The sequence below is a fragment of the Streptococcus sp. HMSC077D04 genome (assembly GCF_001808785.1).
Lineage (GTDB): Bacteria > Bacillota > Bacilli > Lactobacillales > Streptococcaceae > Streptococcus > Streptococcus mitis_BX.
The window spans coordinates 291,604-311,292 of sequence record NZ_KV794536.1 but is presented as its reverse complement, the minus strand read 5'-3'; the positions used below and the strand labels follow the sequence as shown (position 1 = coordinate 311,292).

The 19,689-nt window shown below is 40.7% G+C and carries 18 protein-coding genes; 15 read left to right on the top strand and 3 right to left on the bottom strand.

All coding sequences use genetic code 11. From position 1 onward, the window contains the following. Positions 1-146 precede the first annotated feature (146 nt). The 3 genes from HMPREF2701_RS06395 to HMPREF2701_RS06385 are packed head-to-tail and all read left to right on the top strand — an operon-like array spanning position 147 to position 2,769. On the top strand, positions 147-1,205 hold the full coding sequence (locus HMPREF2701_RS06395) for an AAA family ATPase (RefSeq protein ID WP_070482514.1): 1,059 nt from the start codon (positions 147-149) through the stop codon (positions 1,203-1,205). A 9-nt stretch (positions 1,206-1,214) separates the two neighbouring features. After that, on the top strand, positions 1,215-1,994 hold the full coding sequence (pnuC, locus tag HMPREF2701_RS06390) for a nicotinamide riboside transporter PnuC (protein ID WP_070482512.1): 780 nt from the start codon (positions 1,215-1,217) through the stop codon (positions 1,992-1,994). Between the two features lies 1 nt (position 1,995). After that, positions 1,996-2,769, top strand: a complete 774-nt coding sequence (locus HMPREF2701_RS06385) for an NUDIX domain-containing protein (protein ID WP_000132693.1) — start codon at positions 1,996-1,998, stop codon at positions 2,767-2,769. Positions 2,770-2,836: 67 nt separating this feature from the next. Here HMPREF2701_RS06385 and HMPREF2701_RS06380 read toward each other — a convergent pair whose 3' ends face one another. Then, the gene (locus tag HMPREF2701_RS06380; protein ID WP_070482510.1) at positions 2,837-3,067 is read right to left on the bottom strand and encodes a hypothetical protein; all 231 of its coding nucleotides are present in this window, start codon (positions 3,065-3,067) and stop codon (positions 2,837-2,839) included. A 286-nt stretch (positions 3,068-3,353) separates the two neighbouring features. On the opposite strand from HMPREF2701_RS06380, the gene HMPREF2701_RS06375 reads away from it, so the two are divergent. Next, the gene (locus HMPREF2701_RS06375) at positions 3,354-4,052 is read left to right on the top strand and encodes a hypothetical protein (RefSeq protein WP_070482508.1); all 699 of its coding nucleotides are present in this window, start codon (positions 3,354-3,356) and stop codon (positions 4,050-4,052) included. A 70-nt stretch (positions 4,053-4,122) separates the two neighbouring features. Here the strand turns inward: HMPREF2701_RS06375 and dusB are convergent, their stop codons facing one another. Next, positions 4,123-5,103, bottom strand: a complete 981-nt coding sequence (gene dusB, locus HMPREF2701_RS06370; protein ID WP_000183308.1) for a tRNA dihydrouridine synthase DusB — start codon at positions 5,101-5,103, stop codon at positions 4,123-4,125. After that, positions 5,090-5,962: an Hsp33 family molecular chaperone HslO gene (gene hslO, locus HMPREF2701_RS06365; RefSeq protein ID WP_000357854.1), complete on the bottom strand. Its 873-nt coding sequence runs from the start codon at positions 5,960-5,962 to the stop codon at positions 5,090-5,092. The genes dusB and hslO overlap by 14 nt, the downstream gene beginning before the upstream one ends. A gap of 164 nt (positions 5,963-6,126) precedes the next feature. Between hslO and HMPREF2701_RS06360 the strand changes: the two genes are divergently transcribed. From HMPREF2701_RS06360 to dltD (HMPREF2701_RS06310), 11 genes are all read left to right on the top strand, one after another. Further along, positions 6,127-7,554: an AcpB/EbpR/MafR family transcriptional regulator gene (locus HMPREF2701_RS06360; RefSeq protein WP_070482506.1), complete on the top strand. Its 1,428-nt coding sequence runs from the start codon at positions 6,127-6,129 to the stop codon at positions 7,552-7,554. A 159-nt stretch (positions 7,555-7,713) separates the two neighbouring features. Next, positions 7,714-9,222, top strand: a complete 1,509-nt coding sequence (gene glpK / locus HMPREF2701_RS06355; RefSeq protein WP_070482504.1) for a glycerol kinase GlpK — start codon at positions 7,714-7,716, stop codon at positions 9,220-9,222. Between the two features lie 41 nt (positions 9,223-9,263). Continuing rightward, the gene (glpO, locus tag HMPREF2701_RS06350) at positions 9,264-11,090 is read left to right on the top strand and encodes a type 1 glycerol-3-phosphate oxidase (protein ID WP_049543219.1); all 1,827 of its coding nucleotides are present in this window, start codon (positions 9,264-9,266) and stop codon (positions 11,088-11,090) included. Between the two features lie 70 nt (positions 11,091-11,160). Beyond that, the gene (locus tag HMPREF2701_RS06345; RefSeq protein ID WP_049501955.1) at positions 11,161-11,865 is read left to right on the top strand and encodes an MIP/aquaporin family protein; all 705 of its coding nucleotides are present in this window, start codon (positions 11,161-11,163) and stop codon (positions 11,863-11,865) included. Between the two features lie 402 nt (positions 11,866-12,267). Beyond that, positions 12,268-13,422, top strand: coding sequence for a D-alanyl-lipoteichoic acid biosynthesis protein DltB (dltB, locus tag HMPREF2701_RS06340; RefSeq protein WP_061589665.1), 1,155 nt, complete (start codon positions 12,268-12,270; stop codon positions 13,420-13,422). Positions 13,423-13,469: 47 nt separating this feature from the next. Continuing rightward, complete coding sequence (gene dltD / locus HMPREF2701_RS06335) at positions 13,470-14,642, top strand: D-alanyl-lipoteichoic acid biosynthesis protein DltD (RefSeq protein ID WP_061589664.1); 1,173 nt, start codon at positions 13,470-13,472, stop codon at positions 14,640-14,642. A gap of 450 nt (positions 14,643-15,092) precedes the next feature. Next, on the top strand, positions 15,093-15,224 hold the full coding sequence (locus tag HMPREF2701_RS06330; protein ID WP_033682482.1) for a teichoic acid D-Ala incorporation-associated protein DltX: 132 nt from the start codon (positions 15,093-15,095) through the stop codon (positions 15,222-15,224). 20 nt (positions 15,225-15,244) lie between these two features. After that, a complete protein-coding gene (gene dltA, locus HMPREF2701_RS06325) occupies positions 15,245-16,795 on the top strand; it encodes a D-alanine--poly(phosphoribitol) ligase subunit DltA (protein ID WP_070482502.1) in 1,551 nt (516 codons plus the stop codon). Next, entirely contained in the window at positions 16,792-18,036 is a 1,245-nt protein-coding gene (dltB, locus tag HMPREF2701_RS06320) for a D-alanyl-lipoteichoic acid biosynthesis protein DltB (protein ID WP_070482500.1), read from the top strand. The genes dltA and dltB (HMPREF2701_RS06320) overlap by 4 nt, the downstream gene beginning before the upstream one ends. A 13-nt stretch (positions 18,037-18,049) precedes the next feature. After that, entirely contained in the window at positions 18,050-18,289 is a 240-nt protein-coding gene (gene dltC, locus HMPREF2701_RS06315) for a D-alanine--poly(phosphoribitol) ligase subunit DltC (protein ID WP_000351967.1), read from the top strand. Continuing rightward, positions 18,282-19,550: a D-alanyl-lipoteichoic acid biosynthesis protein DltD gene (dltD, locus tag HMPREF2701_RS06310; protein WP_049491172.1), complete on the top strand. Its 1,269-nt coding sequence runs from the start codon at positions 18,282-18,284 to the stop codon at positions 19,548-19,550. The genes dltC and dltD (HMPREF2701_RS06310) overlap by 8 nt, the downstream gene beginning before the upstream one ends. Positions 19,551-19,689: the final 139 nt, after the last annotated feature.

Genomic DNA, 19,689 nt, shown 5'->3' with positions numbered 1-19,689 from the left:
AATGGAGAATCAAGAGCAATCTTGGTTCTCTTTTTCGCTACTTTTTTATAAAAAACAATAAAAAACTATTGACAAAACAAAAATATAGTTTATAATAAAAACATAGATAATGAAAATATCAAAAATCATAAAAAGGTAATGCGTTTATGAAAAAGAAAACAGCAGTGGTATTTGGGACCTTTGCTCCGCTTCATCAAGGTCATATCGATCTGATCCAGCGTGCGAAGCGGCAGTGTGACCAGGTCTGGGTTGTTGTTTCAGGCTATGAGGGAGACAGAGGGGAACAGGTAGGCTTAACGCTTCAAAAAAGATTCCGCTATATCCGAGAGGCTTTTCGTGATGACGAGTTGACCTCCGTTTGCAAGTTAGATGAGACCAATCTTCCCCGTTACCCTATGGGTTGGCAGGAGTGGTTGAATCAAATGTTAGCGGAGATTTCCTATGATGAAACCCAGCAAGAACTAATTTTCTTTGTGGGAGAAGCAGACTACCAGCAAGAATTATCAAATCGTGGCTTTGAGACTGTCTTGCAAGAAAGAAAGTTTGGTATCTCAGCAACTATGATTCGAGAAAATCCAAGCAAATATTGGAAATATATTGCTCAACCCTTCCGACGTCAGTTTACAAAGAAAGTGTTGATTATGGGAAGTGCTAGCAATGGGAAGACCACTTTAGCCAAGGATTTGGCAAGGTATTATGATGCACCAGTCAGCTTGGAATACGCACGTGAGTACCAGATCAAAAACAATGTCCGCGACGATGAATTGACTCCAAAGGATTACTATTATCTCCTGTTGGGGCAGTATGACCAGACCTCTAAGTTAATCGATAGCAATGCCAATAGGGGACTGGTGATAGCAGACACCAACTCCTTAGTAACCAAGGGCTACTATGATTATTACATGGAGACTGAGGACCAAGGGGATTTATCAGGAGAGACTTTTGATAATCTCTTTGCCTCAATCTTGGCTAAGGAAAAATGGGACTTGATTCTCTTTGTGCAACCTGTCGGTTCTTATGTCAATGACGGATTTAGAGATATGACCATGGCAGAAGACCATATTCGTCATAGTTTTTCCCAGCATTTAGACCAGATGAGAGAGCGATATTTAACCACCATTCCACTAGTTTATCTAGCTGAGGATTACCTAGGCAATTATGAAGCAGCCAAAGTGGCTATTGATGCCATTTACCAAGCAGATTAGGAGAAAAATATGAAAAAACTAACTGAAAAAATCACACAATTTATCGAAAACTTTAAAAATGTCCATTCAGAAGCCCGCAAGATCGGTTTTGCAGGGATCATGCGCCTGCTATGGAAAGATCTCTTTGTCGGCCGTAGTCTTTTCCAGTGGTTGTATCTCATCGTCCTGTCAAGTGTTCCCTTGATCTTGGAATTCACGCAAAATACAGAAAGTCATGACTGGATGAGCTTGTTTGCATCTTGGACTGGGATTGTCTGTGTTATCTTGGTAGCAGAAGGGCGTGCAAGCAATTATCTCTTTGGGGCCATTAACTCAGCTATCTATTTGATTTTGGCCATGAATGCGACTTTTTATGGTGAAGTTTTGACGACTGTTTACTTCTTTGTCATGCAGCCGATTGGCCTCTATGCTTGGCTGTCCAACCGTATTAATGACCAAGGAAAAGCAGAAGAATCTCACTTTGAAGCTAAGAAATTATCTGTGCTTGACTGGCTCAAGTACTTGGCTTTGACTGCTATCATTTGGATTGGTATGGGCTTGGCATATCAAAGTATCCATAGTGCTCGCCCTTTCCGTGATAGTGTTACCGATGCAACCAATGGTGTTGGTCAGCTCTTGATGACACGTCTCTACCGTGAGCAATGGATTTTCTGGATTGCAACCAATCTCTTTAGTATCTACCTCTGGTGGGGTGAAAATATCCACATCCAAGGGATGTACTGGGTTTACACACTCAATAGTCTAGTAGGTTGGTACCAATGGACCAAGGCAGTTCGTAAGGAGGCATAAAATGACGGACACGATGATTCCAGCAGGGATGACGGAAAAAGAATATTTTGAAATTCATGCCAGTCAGGAGGAGTTTTTGGATTGGTACTACAAGCAGGAACTTCCTCAATACGAAAAACCAAGTGTGACGGTGGATATGGTAGCCTACTGCTTTGTCGAAGGAAAGATCAAGCTCTTATTAATTCGTCGCAAGGCTCACCCTTATCAAAATTGTTTGGCTTTGGTTGGAGGATTTATGGACAAGGGCGAAGATGCTGCGCATGCCTGTCAGCGTGAGGTGAGAGAAGAAGTTAATCTCGATCTTCCTTTGGAAAAAATTGAGCAATTGATGACCGTATCGACCCCCGGCCGTGACCCACGGGGCTGGACAGTGACCATTGCCCACTTGGTTTATCTGCCTAGTCGTGCATTAGAACTTGTTCAAGCAGGAGACGATGCCAAGGATGTCGTTTTCGTAGATGTCGATTTTCAGACAGGCAAGTGCTTCTTAAAGGGAGTAGAGTTGGAGGAGCAAGCCTTCGCTTTTGACCATTATGCCATTATCCAAGAATCCATCAAACGAATCCAAGGTCGCCTCGACTGGAATCCGACCTTCCTCTATCTGCTGGAGGAAGAGTTCACTGTCTACGAAGGGACTGAACTGGTCAATCTTATTAACCCAGGTCGCCCAATCGTCAGCAATAACTTTCTCGTAAAATACGGTGAATACGTAGAAGAGGTTGGACTCAAACGAGTGCCAAAAAAGAAACCAAGAAAAACCTATCGATTGAAATAAAGAGGTCGGGAAAAGTTCCCGACCTCTTTATTTGCCTTTATTAGTTTGATTTGCTGTTGCGACTGTTTTAGGGATGGCTATCTTTCTTAGAATTACTCAACAGGTGAGTAAAGAAGTCTTTGTATCTATACTTGAGATAGTTCTCATGGAAAAATAACAAAGCGATATAAACAATCAAAAAGATTGTAGTCAGATAAAACACATCAAATGCAGTTCGCGCATAGTAAGTGGCTGATTGATAAGAGCCAATAGCTGCCACAATCAACCAAGGAAGATACTTGTAATACTTATTTAGCATAAGAGTGCACCTCCTATATTCTATTTCAATGTTATTATATTCCTTTGCGCTTAAAGTTGCAAGCAATTACACAGGAGTGATTTAAAAATATTACTCAAAATAGAAATTTTTTTCTGTTTTTTCTATTAGATTACGAATAAAGGAGTAGGAGGAGTAAATGTATCTAAATTATGTGAGATTTTTAAAATAGTTTAGATAAATTGTTGACATATTCAAATTTGAATGTTACAATTATATTACAAAAAGATTTCTTTATATTTCTAAAACATTACAAAGGAGTAGAAAAATGAAAAAGAAAACCTATATCAAATTGATGGCAGCAACTGTATTGGCTTCTACTTTGCTACTGGGAGCTTGTGGAAATAAAAAGGAAACAACTCAAGCAAGCAGTTCTGCTAAGACAAGCCAATCATCAAGTTCTAAAGTAGCTTCTTCTAGCAAAGAAAGCAAGACTCAGAAGTCCTCAAGTTCAGCTTCATCTGAAAAGGCCAAGGCATCTACTGATCAATCTTCAGCAACTGCAACACCATCACAAGCGGCACCTGCACCAGAGCAAAGACAAGGTCAAGAAGTGTCTAATCAACAGGCGGCTAGTCAACAAACTCCTGCTCAGGCTCCTTCAACTCAACAGGCTCCTCAAGCCCAGTCTAACCAATCAAGCTATGATCCTACAACTGACCGCAAACTTCAAGACAAACAAGCAGAGCAAAATAAACGCTACAAGGGTGTTTTAACCATGGTAGATGGTGATTTCTCAGCTGCAGCGGGCAATTGGAAGGGAGCAAATGGCGAAACCATCACAGTTTCATCAGGTGGTCAATTTACAGTAGAATCTTCTGATGGAAAGAAAGAAAATTATTCTATCAAAGGTTATTCTTATACTCTTGATGATGGTAAGTATAATGCCAAAATTGGTGGGGGAAAAATCATCCAAATTACAACAGGAGCGGATGGTAAGGTTTCCAGTGTTGCTTTGAATCAATAATAATCCTCAGTATTTAAATTTTTACAATCAAAAACCCGTAACCTTTAAGAGAGTTACGGGTTTTAAACTATTAAGCCTTATCCAACTGCAAGAGTGCTTCAATCTCTGCTAGGGTGCTAGCTTGTGAAATGGCTCCACGGAGTTTGGCAGCGCCAGATGTTCCACGGAGGTAGTGAGGAGCGAGGCCACGGAATTCACGAACTGCTACGTTTTCCCCTTTGAGGTTAATCAAACGTTTCAAGTGTTCGTAGGCGATTTTCATCTTGTCTTCAAAGGTCAAATCAGGTAGGATTTCTCCTGTTTCAAAATAATGGTTGATTTGGTTGAAGAGGTAAGGATTTCCCATGGCAGCGCGACCAATCATAACTGCGTCAGCACCAACTTCTTCGATACGCTGTTTAGCTTCTTGAACCGTACGGATGTCACCATTGGCGATAAATGGAATCTTGGTCAAAGCTTGAGCGACCTTGTGAAGGGTCTCAAGGTCTGCGTGACCTGTATACATTTGTTCACGGGTACGACCATGCATGGCGAGGGCAGAAACACCTGCAGCTTCAGCAGCGAGGGCATTTTCTACTGCCAGAGATGGATCGGCCCAGCCGGTACGCATTTTGACAGTAAGTGGGATATCAAGGACAGATTGGACCTTATTGATGATAGAGTAAATCTTATCTGGATCCTTGAGCCACATAGCGCCAGCTTCGTTCTTCACGATTTTGTTAACTGGGCAGCCCATGTTGATATCCACGATATCGGTTTTGGTGTTTTCTTGGATGAATTCTGCTGCGCGTGCTAGGCTGTCTTCATCACTACCAAAAAGTTGGATAGAAACAGGGTTTTCGCCTTCATCGATATGAAGCATGTGCAGGGTTTTTTCGTTGTTGTATTGGATTCCCTTGTCAGAGACCATTTCCATTACAACGAGTCCAGCTCCGAGCTCTTTTGCGATGGTACGAAAGGCTGAGTTGGTCACGCCAGCCATGGGTGCTAAAACGGTACGATTGGGAATCTCAACATTGCCAATCATAAAGGGTGTATTAAGATTTGTCACGAATGAGTTCCTCCAGGTCGTTTTCATCAAAGTTGTAAGTTGTTTGGCAGAATTGACAAGTGATTTCTGCCCCGTGGTCTTCCTCTTTCATTTCCTGTAAGTCTGAGCTTGGAAGGCTGGCAAGAGCGTTCATAAAGCGTTCATGGCTACAGTCACATTGGAAACGGATTTCTTCTTCAGAAAGACGCTTGTAGGCCTCGTCACCGTAGATAGCTTTGAGGAGGGCTTCGATATGGTCTTCACTTTCGAGAAGGGTCGAGATAGCTGGCATTTCTTGGATGCGTTTCTCAAAACGGGCAATCTCTTCTTCCTTGGCTCCTGGCAAGACTTGGACTAGGAAACCACCTGCAACCTTGACCTTGTCTTCTTCGTCCAAAAGGACATTGAGGCCGACTGCTGAAGGCGTTTGTTGGCTTTCAGTCAGGTAAAAGGCAAGGTCTTCACCAATTTCCCCAGAAATGAGGGGTGTCATAGAGTTGTAAGGATTTCCAGTACCGTAGTCTGTGATAACGAGGAATTGGCCATTGCCGACAAAAGGTCCGACTAGGACTTCACCAGTTGCAGTCTTTTTGATGTCAACACCAGGATTTTGAACATAGCCTTTGACATTCCCCTTGGTATCAGCGACGGTGATGATAGCACCTAGAGAGCTAGATCCCAGCACCTTAACTGTAAGTTTAGTATTTCCTTTTTCATTGGCTGCGAGAATCTGGCTAGCGATAAGAGTTCGACCAAGTGCTACAGTTGAGCTAGCTTGGGTTTGGTGTTTTTCTTGAGCAGTGCGGACGGTTTCCGTGCTATCAAGGACAAAAGCACGAAAGGCTCCGCTTTCTGATATAGTTTTAATAATTTTATCCATAGCTACTATTTTAGCATAAAAATGCCCAAAGGGGGAGCCGTGTGTTTGCTGATTTTCAGGATAATGGACTAGGAAATCAGCATGAAAATAAAAAGAGAAACAGATTATTTCAGCATTTGTAAGATTTATGCTATGCTTAAGGTAGAAAATGAAAGGGGTAACAAATGTATTTAGGAGATTTGATGGAAAAGGCCGAATCTGGCCAATTTTCAATCCTTTCCTTTCTATTACAAGAGTCTCAGACGACCGTCAAGGTTGTAATGGAGGAAACAGGATTTTCAAAAGCAACCCTAACCAAATATGTCACCCTGCTCAATGACAAGGCTTTGGATAGTGGCTTAGAGCTGACTATTCACTTAGAAGATGAAAATCTGCGCCTGTCAATCGGTGCAACTACCAAGGGAAGAGATATCCGAAGCCTGTTTTTGGAGAATGCTGTTAAATACCAGATTTTGGTCTATCTTCTCTACCACCAACAGTTTTTAGCCCATCATCTGGCTCAAGAATTGATGATTAGTGAGGCAACACTTGGTCGCCACTTAGCTAGTTTAAATCATATTTTGTCAGAATTTGATTTATCCATCCAAAATGGACGTTGGCGAGGTCCAGAGCATCAGATTCGCTATTTCTATTTCTGTCTTTTCCGCAAGGTCTGGTCCAGTCAGGAGTGGGAAGGTCACATGCAGAAACCAGAGAGAAAACAGGAGATTGCTACACTAGAAGAAATCTGCGGTGCAAGTTTGTCTTCGGGTCAGAAATTGGACTTGGTTCTCTGGGCTCATATCAGTCAACAGCGTCTTCGGGTTAATGCCTGTCAGTTCCAAGTGATAGAAGACAAAATGCGAGGGTATTTTGACAATATTTTCTACCTTCGTTTGCATCGAAAGGCTCCTTCCTTTTTTGCCGGGCAACACCTTCCTCTAGGAACTGAGGATGGGGAGATGATGATTTTCTTCTCTTTCCTCCTATCTCATCGCATTCTTCCTCTTCATACTATGGAGTATATCCTTGGTTTTGGAGGGCAGTTGGCAGATTTGCTGACGCAATTGATTCAAGAAATGAAGAAGGAAGAGTTACTGGGCGGTTATACAGAGGATCATGTCACCTATGAACTCAGTCAACTTTGTGCTCAAGTCTATCTCTATAAGGGCTATATTTTACAGGATCGCTACAAGTACCAGTTAGAGAATCGCCATCCTTATTTGTTGATGGAACATGATTTTAGGGGAACGGCAGAGGAGATTTTTCATGCTCTACCTGCTTTTCAGCAGGGGACGGATTTGGATAAGAAGATTCTCTGGGAATGGCTCCAGTTAATCGAATATATGGTTGAAAATGGTGGCCAACATATGCGGATTGGTCTGGATTTGACATCTGGTTTTCTTGTTTTTTCAAGGATGGCAGCCATTTTGAAACGGTATTTGGAATACAACCGTTTTATTACCATTGAAGCCTATGACCGAACTCGGCATTATGATTTGCTGGTTACCAATAACCCGATTCATAAGAAGGAACAGACACCAGTCTATTATTTAAAAAATGACTTGGATATGGAAGATTTGGCAGCGATTCGTCAGTTATTATTCACTTAAAAGGCTTGGTCGTTCCAGGTCTTTTTTGTGAAATTCACACAATCTCCTCACATTTTTTTAAAAATTAAAAAAAGTTGATGAACAAGAAAGCGCTTTATTTTGTATACTAGTTAGTGTAAAGAGGAAACATCCTCAAGATCATTCTCAGGAGGACAGCACATGTCACAAGAAAAATACATCATGGCCATTGACCAGGGAACTACAAGCTCTCGTGCCATTATTTTCAACAAAAAAGGAGAAAAGGTCAGCTCGAGTCAAAAAGAGTTTACCCAGATTTTCCCTCAGGCAGGTTGGGTAGAGCACAATGCCAATGAAATTTGGAACTCAGTCCAGTCAGTTATTGCGGGTGCTTTCATCGAAAGTGGTGTCAAGCCAAGTCAAATCGAAGCAATCGGAATTACCAACCAACGTGAAACAACTGTCGTCTGGGATAAGAAAACAGGACTTCCTATCTACAACGCTATCGTTTGGCAGTCTCGCCAAACAGCCCCTTTGGCTGAGCAACTAAAAAGTCAAGGTTATGTGGAAAAATTCCATGAAAAGACTGGTTTGATCATCGATGCTTACTTCTCAGCGACTAAGGTTCGTTGGATTTTGGATCATGTAGAAGGCGCTCAAGAGCGAGCAGAAAAAGGGGAATTGCTCTTTGGTACCATTGATACTTGGTTGGTTTGGAAATTGACAGACGGTGCGGCTCACGTGACCGACTACTCAAATGCAGCTCGTACCATGCTTTATAACATTAAAGAACTCAAATGGGATGATGAGATTTTGGAAATCCTCAACATTCCTAAGGCTATGCTCCCAGAAGTTCGTTCTAACTCTGAAATCTACGGTAAGACAGCCCCATTCCATTTCTATGGTGGAGAAGTCCCAATCTCAGGTATGGCTGGGGACCAACAAGCAGCCCTCTTTGGACAGTTGGCCTTTGAACCAGGTATGGTCAAGAATACTTATGGAACAGGTTCTTTCATCATCATGAATACTGGTGAAGAGATGCAGTTGTCTGAGAACAACCTATTAACAACCATTGGTTACGGAATCAACGGCAAGGTTTACTATGCCTTGGAAGGTTCAATCTTCATCGCAGGAAGTGCCATTCAGTGGCTTCGTGATGGACTTCGCATGGTCGAAAATTCACCAGAATCTGAAAAATATGCCCGTGATTCTCACAACAACGATGAAGTTTATGTTGTTCCAGCCTTTACAGGTCTAGGAGCTCCATACTGGAACCAAAACGCTCGCGGTTCTGTCTTTGGCTTAACTCGTGGAACAACTAAAGAAGACTTTATCAAGGCAACTCTTCAATCTATCGCTTATCAAGTGCGTGACATCATCGACACCATGCAAGTGGATGCTCAGACAGCTATCCAAGTCTTGAAGGTGGATGGTGGTGCAGCTATGAACAACTTCCTCATGCAGTTCCAAGCTGACATTTTGGGAATCGATATCGCACGCGCCAAAAACTTGGAAACAACAGCTCTAGGTGCAGCCTTCCTAGCAGGTTTGTCAGTGGGCTATTGGAAGGACTTGGATGAGTTGAAACTCTTGAACGAGACAGGAGAACTCTTTGAACCATCGATGAACGAATCTCGCAAGGAACAACTCTACAAGGGCTGGAAGAAGGCTGTAAAAGCAACGCAAGTCTTTGCGGAAGTAGACGACTAATACTGGAAGAATAAAGCGACTCAGTTAGAAAGTGTGTAAATATGGAATTTTCAAAGAAAACACGTGAATTATCAATTAAAAAAATGCAGGAACGTACCCTGGACCTCTTGATTATCGGTGGAGGAATCACAGGGGCTGGTGTAGCCTTGCAGGCGGCAGCTAGTGGTCTAGATACTGGTTTGATTGAAATGCAGGACTTCGCAGAAGGAACATCCAGCCGTTCAACAAAACTGGTTCACGGAGGACTACGTTACCTTAAGCAATTTGATGTAGAAGTGGTATCAGATACAGTTTCTGAACGTGCAGTGGTTCAACAAATCGCTCCACACATTCCGAAACCAGACCCAATGCTCTTGCCAGTTTACGATGAAGATGGAGCTACTTTTAGCCTCTTCCGTCTTAAAGTAGCTATGGATCTTTACGACCTCTTGGCAGGTGTCAACAACACACCAGCTGCTAACAAGGTTTTGAGCAAGGAAGAAGTCTTGGAACGCCAGCCAAACTTGAAGAAAGAAGGCTTGGTAGGAGGTGGGGTTTACCTTGACTTCCGTAACAACGATGCGCGTCTTGTGATTGAAAACATCAAACGTGCCAACCAGGACGGTGCCCTCATTGCTAACCACGTGAAGGCAGAAGGCTTCCTATTTGACGAAAGTGGCAAGATTACAGGTGTTGTAGCTCGTGATCTCTTGACAGACCAAGTCTTTGAAATCAAGGCCCGTCTGGTTATTAACACAACAGGTCCTTGGAGCGACAAGGTGCGCAATTTGTCTAATAAGGGAACACAATTCTCACAAATGCGTCCAACTAAGGGAGTTCACTTGGTAGTGGATTCAAGCAAGATCAAGGTTTCACAGCCAGTTTACTTTGATACAGGTTTGGGTGATGGCCGTATGGTCTTTGTTCTCCCACGTGAAAACAAGACTTACTTCGGTACAACGGATACAGACTACACAGGTGATTTGGAACATCCAAAAGTGACGCAGGAAGATGTAGATTACCTACTTGGCATTGTCAATAACCGCTTCCCAGAAGCCAACATTACTATTGATGATATCGAAAGCAGCTGGGCAGGTCTTCGTCCATTGATCGCAGGCAATAGCGCTTCTGACTACAATGGAGGAAATAACGGAACCATCAGTGATGAAAGCTTTAACAACTTGATTACGACTGTTGAATCTTATCTCTCTAAAGAAAAAACTCGTGAAGATGTAGAGGCTGCTGTTAGCAAGCTTGAAAGCAGTACCTCTGAGAAACATTTGGACCCATCTGCAGTTTCTCGTGGTTCTAGCTTGGACCGAGATGACAATGGTCTCTTGACCCTTGCTGGTGGTAAAATCACAGACTACCGTAAGATGGCTGAAGGAGCTATGGAGCGCGTGGTTGACATCCTCAAAGCAGAATTTGACCGTAGCTTTAAACTCATCAATTCTAAGACTTACCCTGTTTCAGGTGGGGAATTGAACCCAGCAAATGTGGACTCAGAAATCGAAGCCTTTGCGCAACTTGGAGTGTCACGTGGTTTGGATAGCAAGGAAGCTCATTACCTAGCAAATCTTTATGGTTCAAATGCACCGAAAGTCTTTGCTCTTGCTCATAGTTTAGAACAAGCACCAGGACTCAGCTTGGCAGATACCTTGTCCCTTCACTATGCAATGCGCAATGAGTTGGCTCTGAGCCCAGTTGACTTCCTCCTTCGTCGTACCAACCACATGCTCTTTATGCGTGATAGTTTGGATAGCATCGTTGAGCCAGTTTTGGATGAAATGGGACGATTCTATGACTGGACTGAAGAAGAAAAAGCCGCTTACCGTGCGGATGTCGAAGCAGCTCTTGCTAACAACGATTTAGCAGAATTAAAAAATTAAGAAAAAATAAAAGAGGTGGAGGGCAGGACTCCTAGTCTACCCTCTCCTTCTTTTTAATGGAGACAGAAAGATGATGAATGAATTATTTGGAGAATTTTTAGGGACTTTAATCCTGATTCTTCTAGGAAATGGTGTTGTTGCAGGTGTGGTTCTTCCAAAAACCAAGAGCAACAGCTCAGGTTGGATTGTGATTACTATGGGTTGGGGGATTGCAGTTGCGGTTGCAGTATTTGTATCTGGCAAGCTCAGTCCAGCTCATTTAAACCCAGCTGTGACGATTGGTGTGGCCTTGAAAGGTGGTTTGCCTTGGGCTTCTGTTTTGCCTTATATCTTAGCCCAGTTCGCAGGGGCTATGCTGGGTCAGATTTTGGTTTGGTTGCAATTCAAGCCACATTATGAGGCAGAAGAAAATGCAGGAAATATTTTGGCTACTTTCAGCACAGGCCCAGCTATAAAAGATACTGTATCAAACTTGATTAGCGAAATCCTTGGCACCTTTGTATTGGTATTGACAATCTTTGCTTTGGGACTTTATGACCTTCAAGCAGGAATCGGAACTTTTGCAGTGGGAACTTTGATTGTCGGTATCGGTCTATCACTAGGTGGGACAACAGGTTATGCCTTGAACCCTGCACGTGACCTTGGACCTCGTATCATGCACAGTATCCTTCCAATTTCAAACAAGGGAGACGGAGACTGGTCTTATGCCTGGATTCCTGTTGTGGGACCTGTTATCGGTGCAGCCTTGGCCGTGCTTGTATTCTCGCTTTTCTAAGATATTAAAACTCAATTATTCATACCTCAATAAACATAACTTACAAAAACGACTAAAATAAGGAGCACTTTCTCACTTCATTTTGGTCGTTTTGATTTTTTAAGTTTATATACTGGTGCTGATTACTATTTCAGCTAAAAAGGCAGAATTCTTCACTGGTCCCTTCATCAATTTTTTGTTCTTGAATTTTATTTATTGTGTGAATAATTTTGTCTCATTATTGGGGTTCAGTACTAAGAGTCAGTTGGATTTTTTATTTTAAGAAATAAAATAACAGAAGTATTTTTAGTTTTTAAATTATGATATAATGAATAAAGTTAACTATCTTTGGTAATATGATAGGAACTAATCTTAAAAAGATAAATCATGAGATGAGAAAAAGAAAAAAGGAGTTTGGCTGGTATGAATTATTTCGAGGGGAATGAGTTTTTCCTTCTTTTGTTTGTAGTTTTACTGATTGGTTTTGTGGTAAACTTTTTTGAAAAACGTAAGGACTACTATATTTTGGTGCTCTCCCTCTTATTTGCAGGAGCTATTTATGGCAAGAGTAGAGCAATGATTGTCTATTTAATCTCCTTTGTAATTTATCAATATTTTCTGGTTTTCATAGCACAGAGGATAGAAACAAAGCGGCTGAAACCTCTGGTTTTCCTTTCTATTTTTCCTTTGGTGATCAATAAAATCTTTGCCCTGACTTCTCTGCATTTGTTGGCCTTTATTGGAATTTCTTACATGTCCTTTAAGACCATTCAGATCATGCTGGAGATATCGGATGGCTTGATTAAAGAAAAGATTAGCATAAAAGACTACCTGCAATTTTTACTTTTTTTCCCTACAGTTAGTGCTGGTCCGATTGATCGGAGTAGGAGATTTTTAAAAGAGATAAACGAGGTCATGCCTCGAAAAGAGTATCTAGAGTTAGCAGGGGACGGTGTGTATCGTATCGTTCTAGGCCTTCTCTACAAGGTTGTTTTATCAACCTATGTTTATCAGATGTTACTCGCTCTAAATAATACTGGCACAGTCGTTTACTCAATCAAGTATATGTACCTCTATACCTTGTATCTGTTCTTCGACTTTGCAGGCTATAGTCTAATGGCCGTTGGAAGTAGCAACATTCTAGGTATTCAGACACCGATGAACTTTAACAAACCTTTCTTGAGTGTCGATATCAAGGATTTCTGGACCAGATGGCATATCACCTTGTCGACCTGGTTGAGAGATTTTGTATTTTCAAGAGTATTGATGCAGGTTATCAGGAAAAAATGGTTTAAAAATAGACTACACAATGCAACCTATGCCTATATGGTCAATATGTTGGTCATGGGTTTTTGGCATGGCCTTAGTGTTAGCTACATTGTTTATGGTTTTTATCACGGTGTCTTGATGGCTGGATTTGAAGTGTATCAAAAGAAAAGCAATTTTTATAAGAAAAATAAAAATAAAGATTGGTATAAGCTACTGAGTTGGTTTGTGACCATGAATTTGGTTATGATTGGTTTCTTTATCTTTTCAGGTGAACCCTATAAAATCTTACTGACGATTTTAAAGAGATAAGAAATTGAAAAGAGATTGGACGGATCGAAGGGATAGGATAAAACTAGATGATTAAACTAAAAGCATTTTTGCTATCGCTTGTGCTCGTAATTGCGACGCTTGCGCTTTTAAATGTGACATACGTCAAGAAGATTGATGATTATTATAAAGTAAAGGATAACAGTATTCGCTATAGCACTTCGTATGAAAAGTATAAAAGTAGAGATATTCTGACAAGCAATATTACTCCCAATACATTTGTTTTATTGGGATCATCTGAGTTGGTTGCGACGATAAATGAAGACTATCATCCCAATAAAATTTTTAACTACAACGATTTTAATATCATGCAGATTGGAACCAGCTATTCACAAAACATCATTCAGGCTACGACCTTGGGCTCAATTGAAGGATCTATGACTAAGCGAAAAGTGGCTATAATAGAGTCGGTTCAGTGGTTTGAAAAAGATGGGACTCATCAAGATGCCTTTTTGAACAAGGCTTCTCAGGAACATATTTTCCATATGCTAGATAATGATAAGATTAGTAAGGAAACGAAAGAAAAACTAATCAATCGCATTATCGAGATTACCAAGGGGAACAAGCAACAAAATGACATCTACAAAAAATACAAAAGTTATTTCATAGATGAGAAAGGAACGATTGTTGATAAAAAACTATTAGAGTTTGATAACGCGATTTATTCCTTTAAACTCAAACAGACTTTTTATCAAAAACATGCCAAATCAGATTATCCTTCACTAGGGGATAAAACCCCAGACTATGATTGGGAGAAAATGACGAATCAGTTTGTAGAAGAGGTCAAAAAGAAAACAGACAATAATGATTATGCTGTTGATAATAACTACTACAATACCTATTTAAAAGATCGTTATACATCGCTGAAGAATTCTAATAAAGATTTGAGCTACCTCGAGTCACCAGAGTATTCAGATATGGAACTTTTCTTGACAGTTGCCAAAGAATTGGGCATTGAAGTTGAGGTCATTATTTTCCCAGTAAACGGGAAATGGAATGACTACACAGGTGTCTCAAGAGAGATGCGGGAGAAAACTTATAAAAAAATAGAAGATGTCGCAAAAAGCCATGGTGCAACAGTACTAAACTATGGAAACAGAGAGTACGATGATTACTTTTTATTTGATGTGATGCACGTTGGAGTGAAAGGATGGATGGAAGTTGAAAAAGAACTTTACAAATTTGCAAACCAAGATAACTAACACACACCGTTTAATCTTGTGGACGCTATTTTTCTATACGGTTATCTTAAGCATCGTGATTTATTGTTTTGTGACCGATTTTTCGAACATTCAAGAATTTATCTATAGTGAATTCTAGGATTACATACTATAAAAATCTCTAGATAAAGGGAACTGCACCGATAAAGTGAGACATAAGATAAGGCTCTATAATATTTATAGTGGAAAAATCCTCTATAGGTAGTATGGAGCCTACTTTATTGTAGCCCCATATAATTTATACTGAAAAGCATTCAAGCTATCATTAGAAAGAATCATATGGAACAAATTAATGTTACTGGAACGTAGTGAAAATAGACGGGTAAACAATTGAAAAACTAGTCTATAAAGTGGTATAATAGCAGAAAAATAAATTAGTAAGAAATTGATTTTATTTTAGCGGAAAATTACAGAAATGAATGGTTTTTCTTGATGAAACAGAGAAAAGAATTGTACATATTTCTTGGTCGGACAGCCTTGTATTTTCTTATCTTTCTAGGGCTGCTTTACTTCTTTAGCTATCTTGGTCAGGGTCAAGGAAGCTTTATCTATAATGAATTTTAACTTGAAGGAGAATCCTTATTATGTCAAATAAAGCAATCGTAGATATGATTGAAACCATTGAGCATTTTGCTCAGACACAGCCTAGCTATCCTGTTTACAATGTTTTGGGGCAGGAACACACTTATGGAGATTTGAAGGCTGATTCGGATAGTTTAGCTGCAGCCATCGACCAACTGGATTTACCAGAGAAGTCTCCTGTGGTTGTTTTTGGAGGCCAAGAATATGAAATGTTGGCAACTTTTGTAGCTCTGACTAAGTCAGGACATGCCTACATTCCCATTGACAGCCATTCAGCCTTGGAGCGAGTTTCGGCTATTTTAGAAGTAGCAGAGCCAAGCTTGATTATTGCTATCTCAGACTTTCCATTGGAGCAGGTTTCTATGCCAATGATGACTCTAGCTCAGGTTCAAGAAGCCTTTGCTCAAGGGACTAGTTATGAGATTACGCATCCAGTCAAGGGTGATGATAACTACTACATTATCTTTACTTCTGGTACAACTGGTAAGCCTAAGGGAGTACAGATTTCCCATGATAACCTCCTCAGTTTTACCAACTGGATGATTACGGATAAGGAATTTGCGACGCCAAGTCGTCCGCAAATGCTGGCTCAGCCACCTTATTCTTTTGACCTGTCCGTCATGTACTGGGCGCCGACCTTGGCACTGGGAGGTACGCTTTTTGCCCTTCCTTCAGCTATTACTCAGGACTTTAAGCAACTCTTTGCGACCATCTTTTCATTGCCAATCGCTATCTGGACATCAACCCCTTCCTTTGCAGATATGGCTATGTTGTCTGAAGACTTCAATAGCGAGAAAATGCCAGGAATCACGCATTTCTACTTTGATGGCGAAGAATTGACGGTTAAAACGGCTCAAAAACTGCGCGAACGTTTCCCAAATGCCCGTATTATCAATGCTTACGGCCCAACAGAAGCGACAGTGGCCCTGTCAGCAGTTGCCGTGACAGATGAGATGCTAGCGAATCTCAAACGTCTACCAATTGGCTATACCAAGGCTGATTCTCCAACCTTTATCATTGACGAGGAAGGAAATAAACTGCCAAATGGTGAACAGGGAGAAATCATTGTTTCAGGACCGGCCGTCTCAAAAGGTTATATGAATAATCCTGAAAAAACAGCAGAAGCCTTCTTTGAGTTTGAAGGTCTGCCAGCTTATCACACAGGTGATGTGGGAACCATGACAGATGAGGGCTTGCTTCTCTACGGCGGACGCATGGACTTCCAGATTAAGTTCAACGGTTACCGCATTGAGTTAGAAGATGTCTCTCAAAACCTCAATAAGTCTCGCTTTATCGAGTCTGCCGTTGCAGTACCGCGCTATAATAAAGACCACAAGGTGCAAAATCTTCTAGCCTATGTCATCTTAAAAGATGGTGTTCGTGAGCAGTTTGAGCGTGATATCGATATTACCAAGGCCATTAAGGAAGACTTGACAGATATTATGATGTCTTATATGATGCCGTCCAAATTCCTTTATCGAGACAGTTTGCCACTGACTCCAAATGGAAAAATTGATATCAAAGGATTGATTAATGAGGTAAATAGGAGATGATGGAGTTTTTTAAACAGCTTCCTCATTTAGAGCCATACGGCAATCCTCAGTATTTTGTCTATGTGATTGCTGCAACCTTGCCCATCTTTATCGGCCTCTTTTTCAAGAAACGCTTTGCCTGGTACGAGGTATTGGTTAGTCTCTTCTTTATCGTTACCATGCTGGTAGGTGGGAAGACTAATCAATTGGCTGCCTTGGGTATTTATCTGTGCTGGGAAATATTGCTCCTACTTTTCTACAAGCATTATCGAAAAAGTAAGGATGGCCAGTGGGTCTTCTACCTAGTTAGTTTTCTGTCCCTACTGCCAATTATCTTTGTCAAGGTGCAGCCGGCTATCAATGGAACGCAGTCTTTGCTTGGGTTTTTGGGTATTTCTTACCTGACCTTTCGTTCGGTTGGGATTATCATCGAGCTGAGAGATGGAGTGATTAAGGATTCTACCCTCTGGGAATTCCTCCGTTTTCTTCTCTTTATGCCGACTTTTTCAAGTGGTCCAATCGATCGCTTTAAGCGTTTTAATGAAAATTATCAGACCATTCCTGAGCGAGATGAGTTGATGGATATGCTGGAAGAGGCTGTCAAGTATATCATGCTTGGCTTTCTATATAAGTTTATCATAGCTCATATTTTAGGAGAGACCTTACTCCCTCCTCTGAAGAATCTAGCCCTACAGTCAGGTGGCTTTTTTAACCACTATGCCTTGGCAGTTATGTATACCTTTGGTCTAGAACTTTTCTTTGACTTTGCAGGCTACTCTATGTTTGCCTTGGCAATCTCAAACTTAATGGGGATTCATAGTCCAATTAACTTCAACAAGCCTTTTTTATCTAGGGATTTAAAAGAGTTTTGGAATCGCTGGCACATGAGTCTGTCTTTCTGGTTCCGTGACTTTGTCTTTATGCGAATGGTCATGGTGTTGACCAGAAAGAAGGTCTTTAAGAATCGCAATGTAACCTCAAGTGTGGCCTATATTGTAAATATGCTGATTATGGGATTTTGGCATGGAGTGACCTGGTACTATATCGCCTATGGCCTCTTTCATGGATTAGGCTTGGTTATTAATGATGCTTGGATTCGTAAGAAAAAAACGCTCAATAAGGAACGGAAAAAAGCAGGGAAAGCTGCTCTACCTGAGAATCGCTGGATTCAGTTGCTTGGCATGGTTATCACCTTCCATGTCGTCATGCTGTCATTCTTAATCTTTTCTGGATTTTTGAATGATTTATGGTTTAAAAAATAAAAGGAAATAAAATATGGATATCAAATCAGAAGTTATTGAAATTATTGATGAGTTGTTTATGGAAGATGTTTCTGACATGATGGATGAAGATCTTTTTGATGCAGGTGTCTTGGATAGTATGGGAACGGTTGAGTTGATTGTGGAGATTGAAAACCGTTTTGATATTCGTGTCCCTGTTACAGAGTTTGGTCGCGACGACTGGAATACAGCCAATAAAATCATAGCTGGTATTGTGGAGCTACAAAATGCTTAAACGCTTATGGTTAATCTTTGGGCCTATCTTCATAGCTGGATTTTTGGTTCTTCTACTCATCTTTTTTTATCCAAGTACAACAAGCCATAATCTGACGGAGGAGAAATATTCGGCGGCTTCTGTTAGTGTAGAGAGTTTTAAAGAGAGAAGCCAAAAAGTAAGGGCTCTTACAGATCCAAATATGCGTTTTATTCCTTTTCTAGGGTCCAGTGAATGGATTCGATTTGATAGTGTCCATCCAGCTGTTTTAGCCGAGAAATACCATCGTCCCTATCGTCCTTACTTTTTAGGTCAAGCAGGAGCAGCCTCTCTAAATCAATATTTTGGCCTACAGCAAATTTTGCCAGAAATAGAGGATAAGCAGGCAGTATTTGTAATTTCGCCTCAGTGGTTTACGGAGGCTGATTATGAACCCGCAGCGTTTCAGAGATTTTTTAACAGTGACCAATTGACAGCTTTTCTGGAAAATCAATCTGGTGACACTGCTGCAAAGCATGCGGCTATTCGATTGTTAAAGCAGAATCCTAATGTTGCATTAAAAGGCATTGTTCAAAAACTGTCAAAGGGTGAAGAATTATCAGAGGTTGATCAGGTTGCTATTAATATTTTTGCCCGATTCAATGAGAGACAGGCTTCTCTATTTGGTCAGTTCTCCATTAGAGGAAAACTCAAATATAAGGAACATGTGGAAAATTATTTAAAAGATCTTCCAGATCAATTTTCTTACCAAGAGTTAGAAAAAATTGCTCGAAAGGATGCAGAAGCCAATACGACCAATAATGATATGGGGATGGAAAATCATTTCTATACGAGAGAGGTTAAGAAGGATTTGAAAAAATGGGAAGGGTATCAAAAGAATTACAGTTTCCTAAAATCATCTGAATATAATGATTTACAGTTGGTTCTCAATCAATTTGCAAAATCGAAAGTTAATGTCCTCTTTGTCATCCAGCCTGTCAATAAGAAATGGATGGACTACACAGGGCTCAGAGAAGATATGTACCAGCATGCAGTGGAGAAAATTCGTTACCAATTAGAAAGTCAAGGTTTCACTAATATTGCTGACTTTTCAAAAAATGGAGGGGATCCTTATTTTGTTAAGGATACCATTCACCTAGGTTGGTTGGGTTGGCTTGCTTTTGATAAGGCAGTTGATCCTTTCCTATCCAATCCCACGCCAGCTCCGACTTACCATCTGAATGAACGCTTTTTCAGCAAAGATTGGGCGACTTATGATGGAGATGTCAAGACATTCAAATAGATAATAATATATAGAAGAGTTCAAGAATGAAACTGGTTTTCACGTTTTTTCTTGACTCTTTTTTTGGTTGTGATATAATTAACCAGTAAATAATTTTTCAAAGAATAGTATTTTTCTCTTAAAAAAGAGAAGTCCAAAA

Bases quoted from the DNA above. Each gene is read 5' to 3' on its own strand.
- dltC (WP_000351967.1), top strand. From the start codon at position 18,050: ATGGATATCAAATCAGAAGTTATTGAAATTATTGATGAGTTGTTTATG.
- HMPREF2701_RS06330 (WP_033682482.1), top strand. From the start codon at position 15,093: ATGAAACAGAGAAAAGAATTGTACATATTTCTTGGTCGGACAGCCTTG.
- glpK (WP_070482504.1), top strand. From the start codon at position 7,714: ATGTCACAAGAAAAATACATCATGGCCATTGACCAGGGAACTACAAGC.
- hslO (WP_000357854.1), bottom strand. From the start codon at position 5,962: ATGGATAAAATTATTAAAACTATATCAGAAAGCGGAGCCTTTCGTGCT.
- HMPREF2701_RS06395 (WP_070482514.1), top strand. From the start codon at position 147: ATGAAAAAGAAAACAGCAGTGGTATTTGGGACCTTTGCTCCGCTTCAT.
- dltB (WP_061589665.1), top strand. From the start codon at position 12,268: ATGAATTATTTCGAGGGGAATGAGTTTTTCCTTCTTTTGTTTGTAGTT.
- HMPREF2701_RS06380 (WP_070482510.1), bottom strand. From the start codon at position 3,067: ATGCTAAATAAGTATTACAAGTATCTTCCTTGGTTGATTGTGGCAGCT.
- HMPREF2701_RS06345 (WP_049501955.1), top strand. From the start codon at position 11,161: ATGATGAATGAATTATTTGGAGAATTTTTAGGGACTTTAATCCTGATT.
- dltD (WP_049491172.1), top strand. From the start codon at position 18,282: ATGCTTAAACGCTTATGGTTAATCTTTGGGCCTATCTTCATAGCTGGA.
- glpO (WP_049543219.1), top strand. From the start codon at position 9,264: ATGGAATTTTCAAAGAAAACACGTGAATTATCAATTAAAAAAATGCAG.
- dltB (WP_070482500.1), top strand. From the start codon at position 16,792: ATGATGGAGTTTTTTAAACAGCTTCCTCATTTAGAGCCATACGGCAAT.
- dltD (WP_061589664.1), top strand. From the start codon at position 13,470: ATGATTAAACTAAAAGCATTTTTGCTATCGCTTGTGCTCGTAATTGCG.
- dltA (WP_070482502.1), top strand. From the start codon at position 15,245: ATGTCAAATAAAGCAATCGTAGATATGATTGAAACCATTGAGCATTTT.
- pnuC (WP_070482512.1), top strand. From the start codon at position 1,215: ATGAAAAAACTAACTGAAAAAATCACACAATTTATCGAAAACTTTAAA.
- HMPREF2701_RS06360 (WP_070482506.1), top strand. From the start codon at position 6,127: ATGTATTTAGGAGATTTGATGGAAAAGGCCGAATCTGGCCAATTTTCA.
- HMPREF2701_RS06385 (WP_000132693.1), top strand. From the start codon at position 1,996: ATGACGGACACGATGATTCCAGCAGGGATGACGGAAAAAGAATATTTT.
- HMPREF2701_RS06375 (WP_070482508.1), top strand. From the start codon at position 3,354: ATGAAAAAGAAAACCTATATCAAATTGATGGCAGCAACTGTATTGGCT.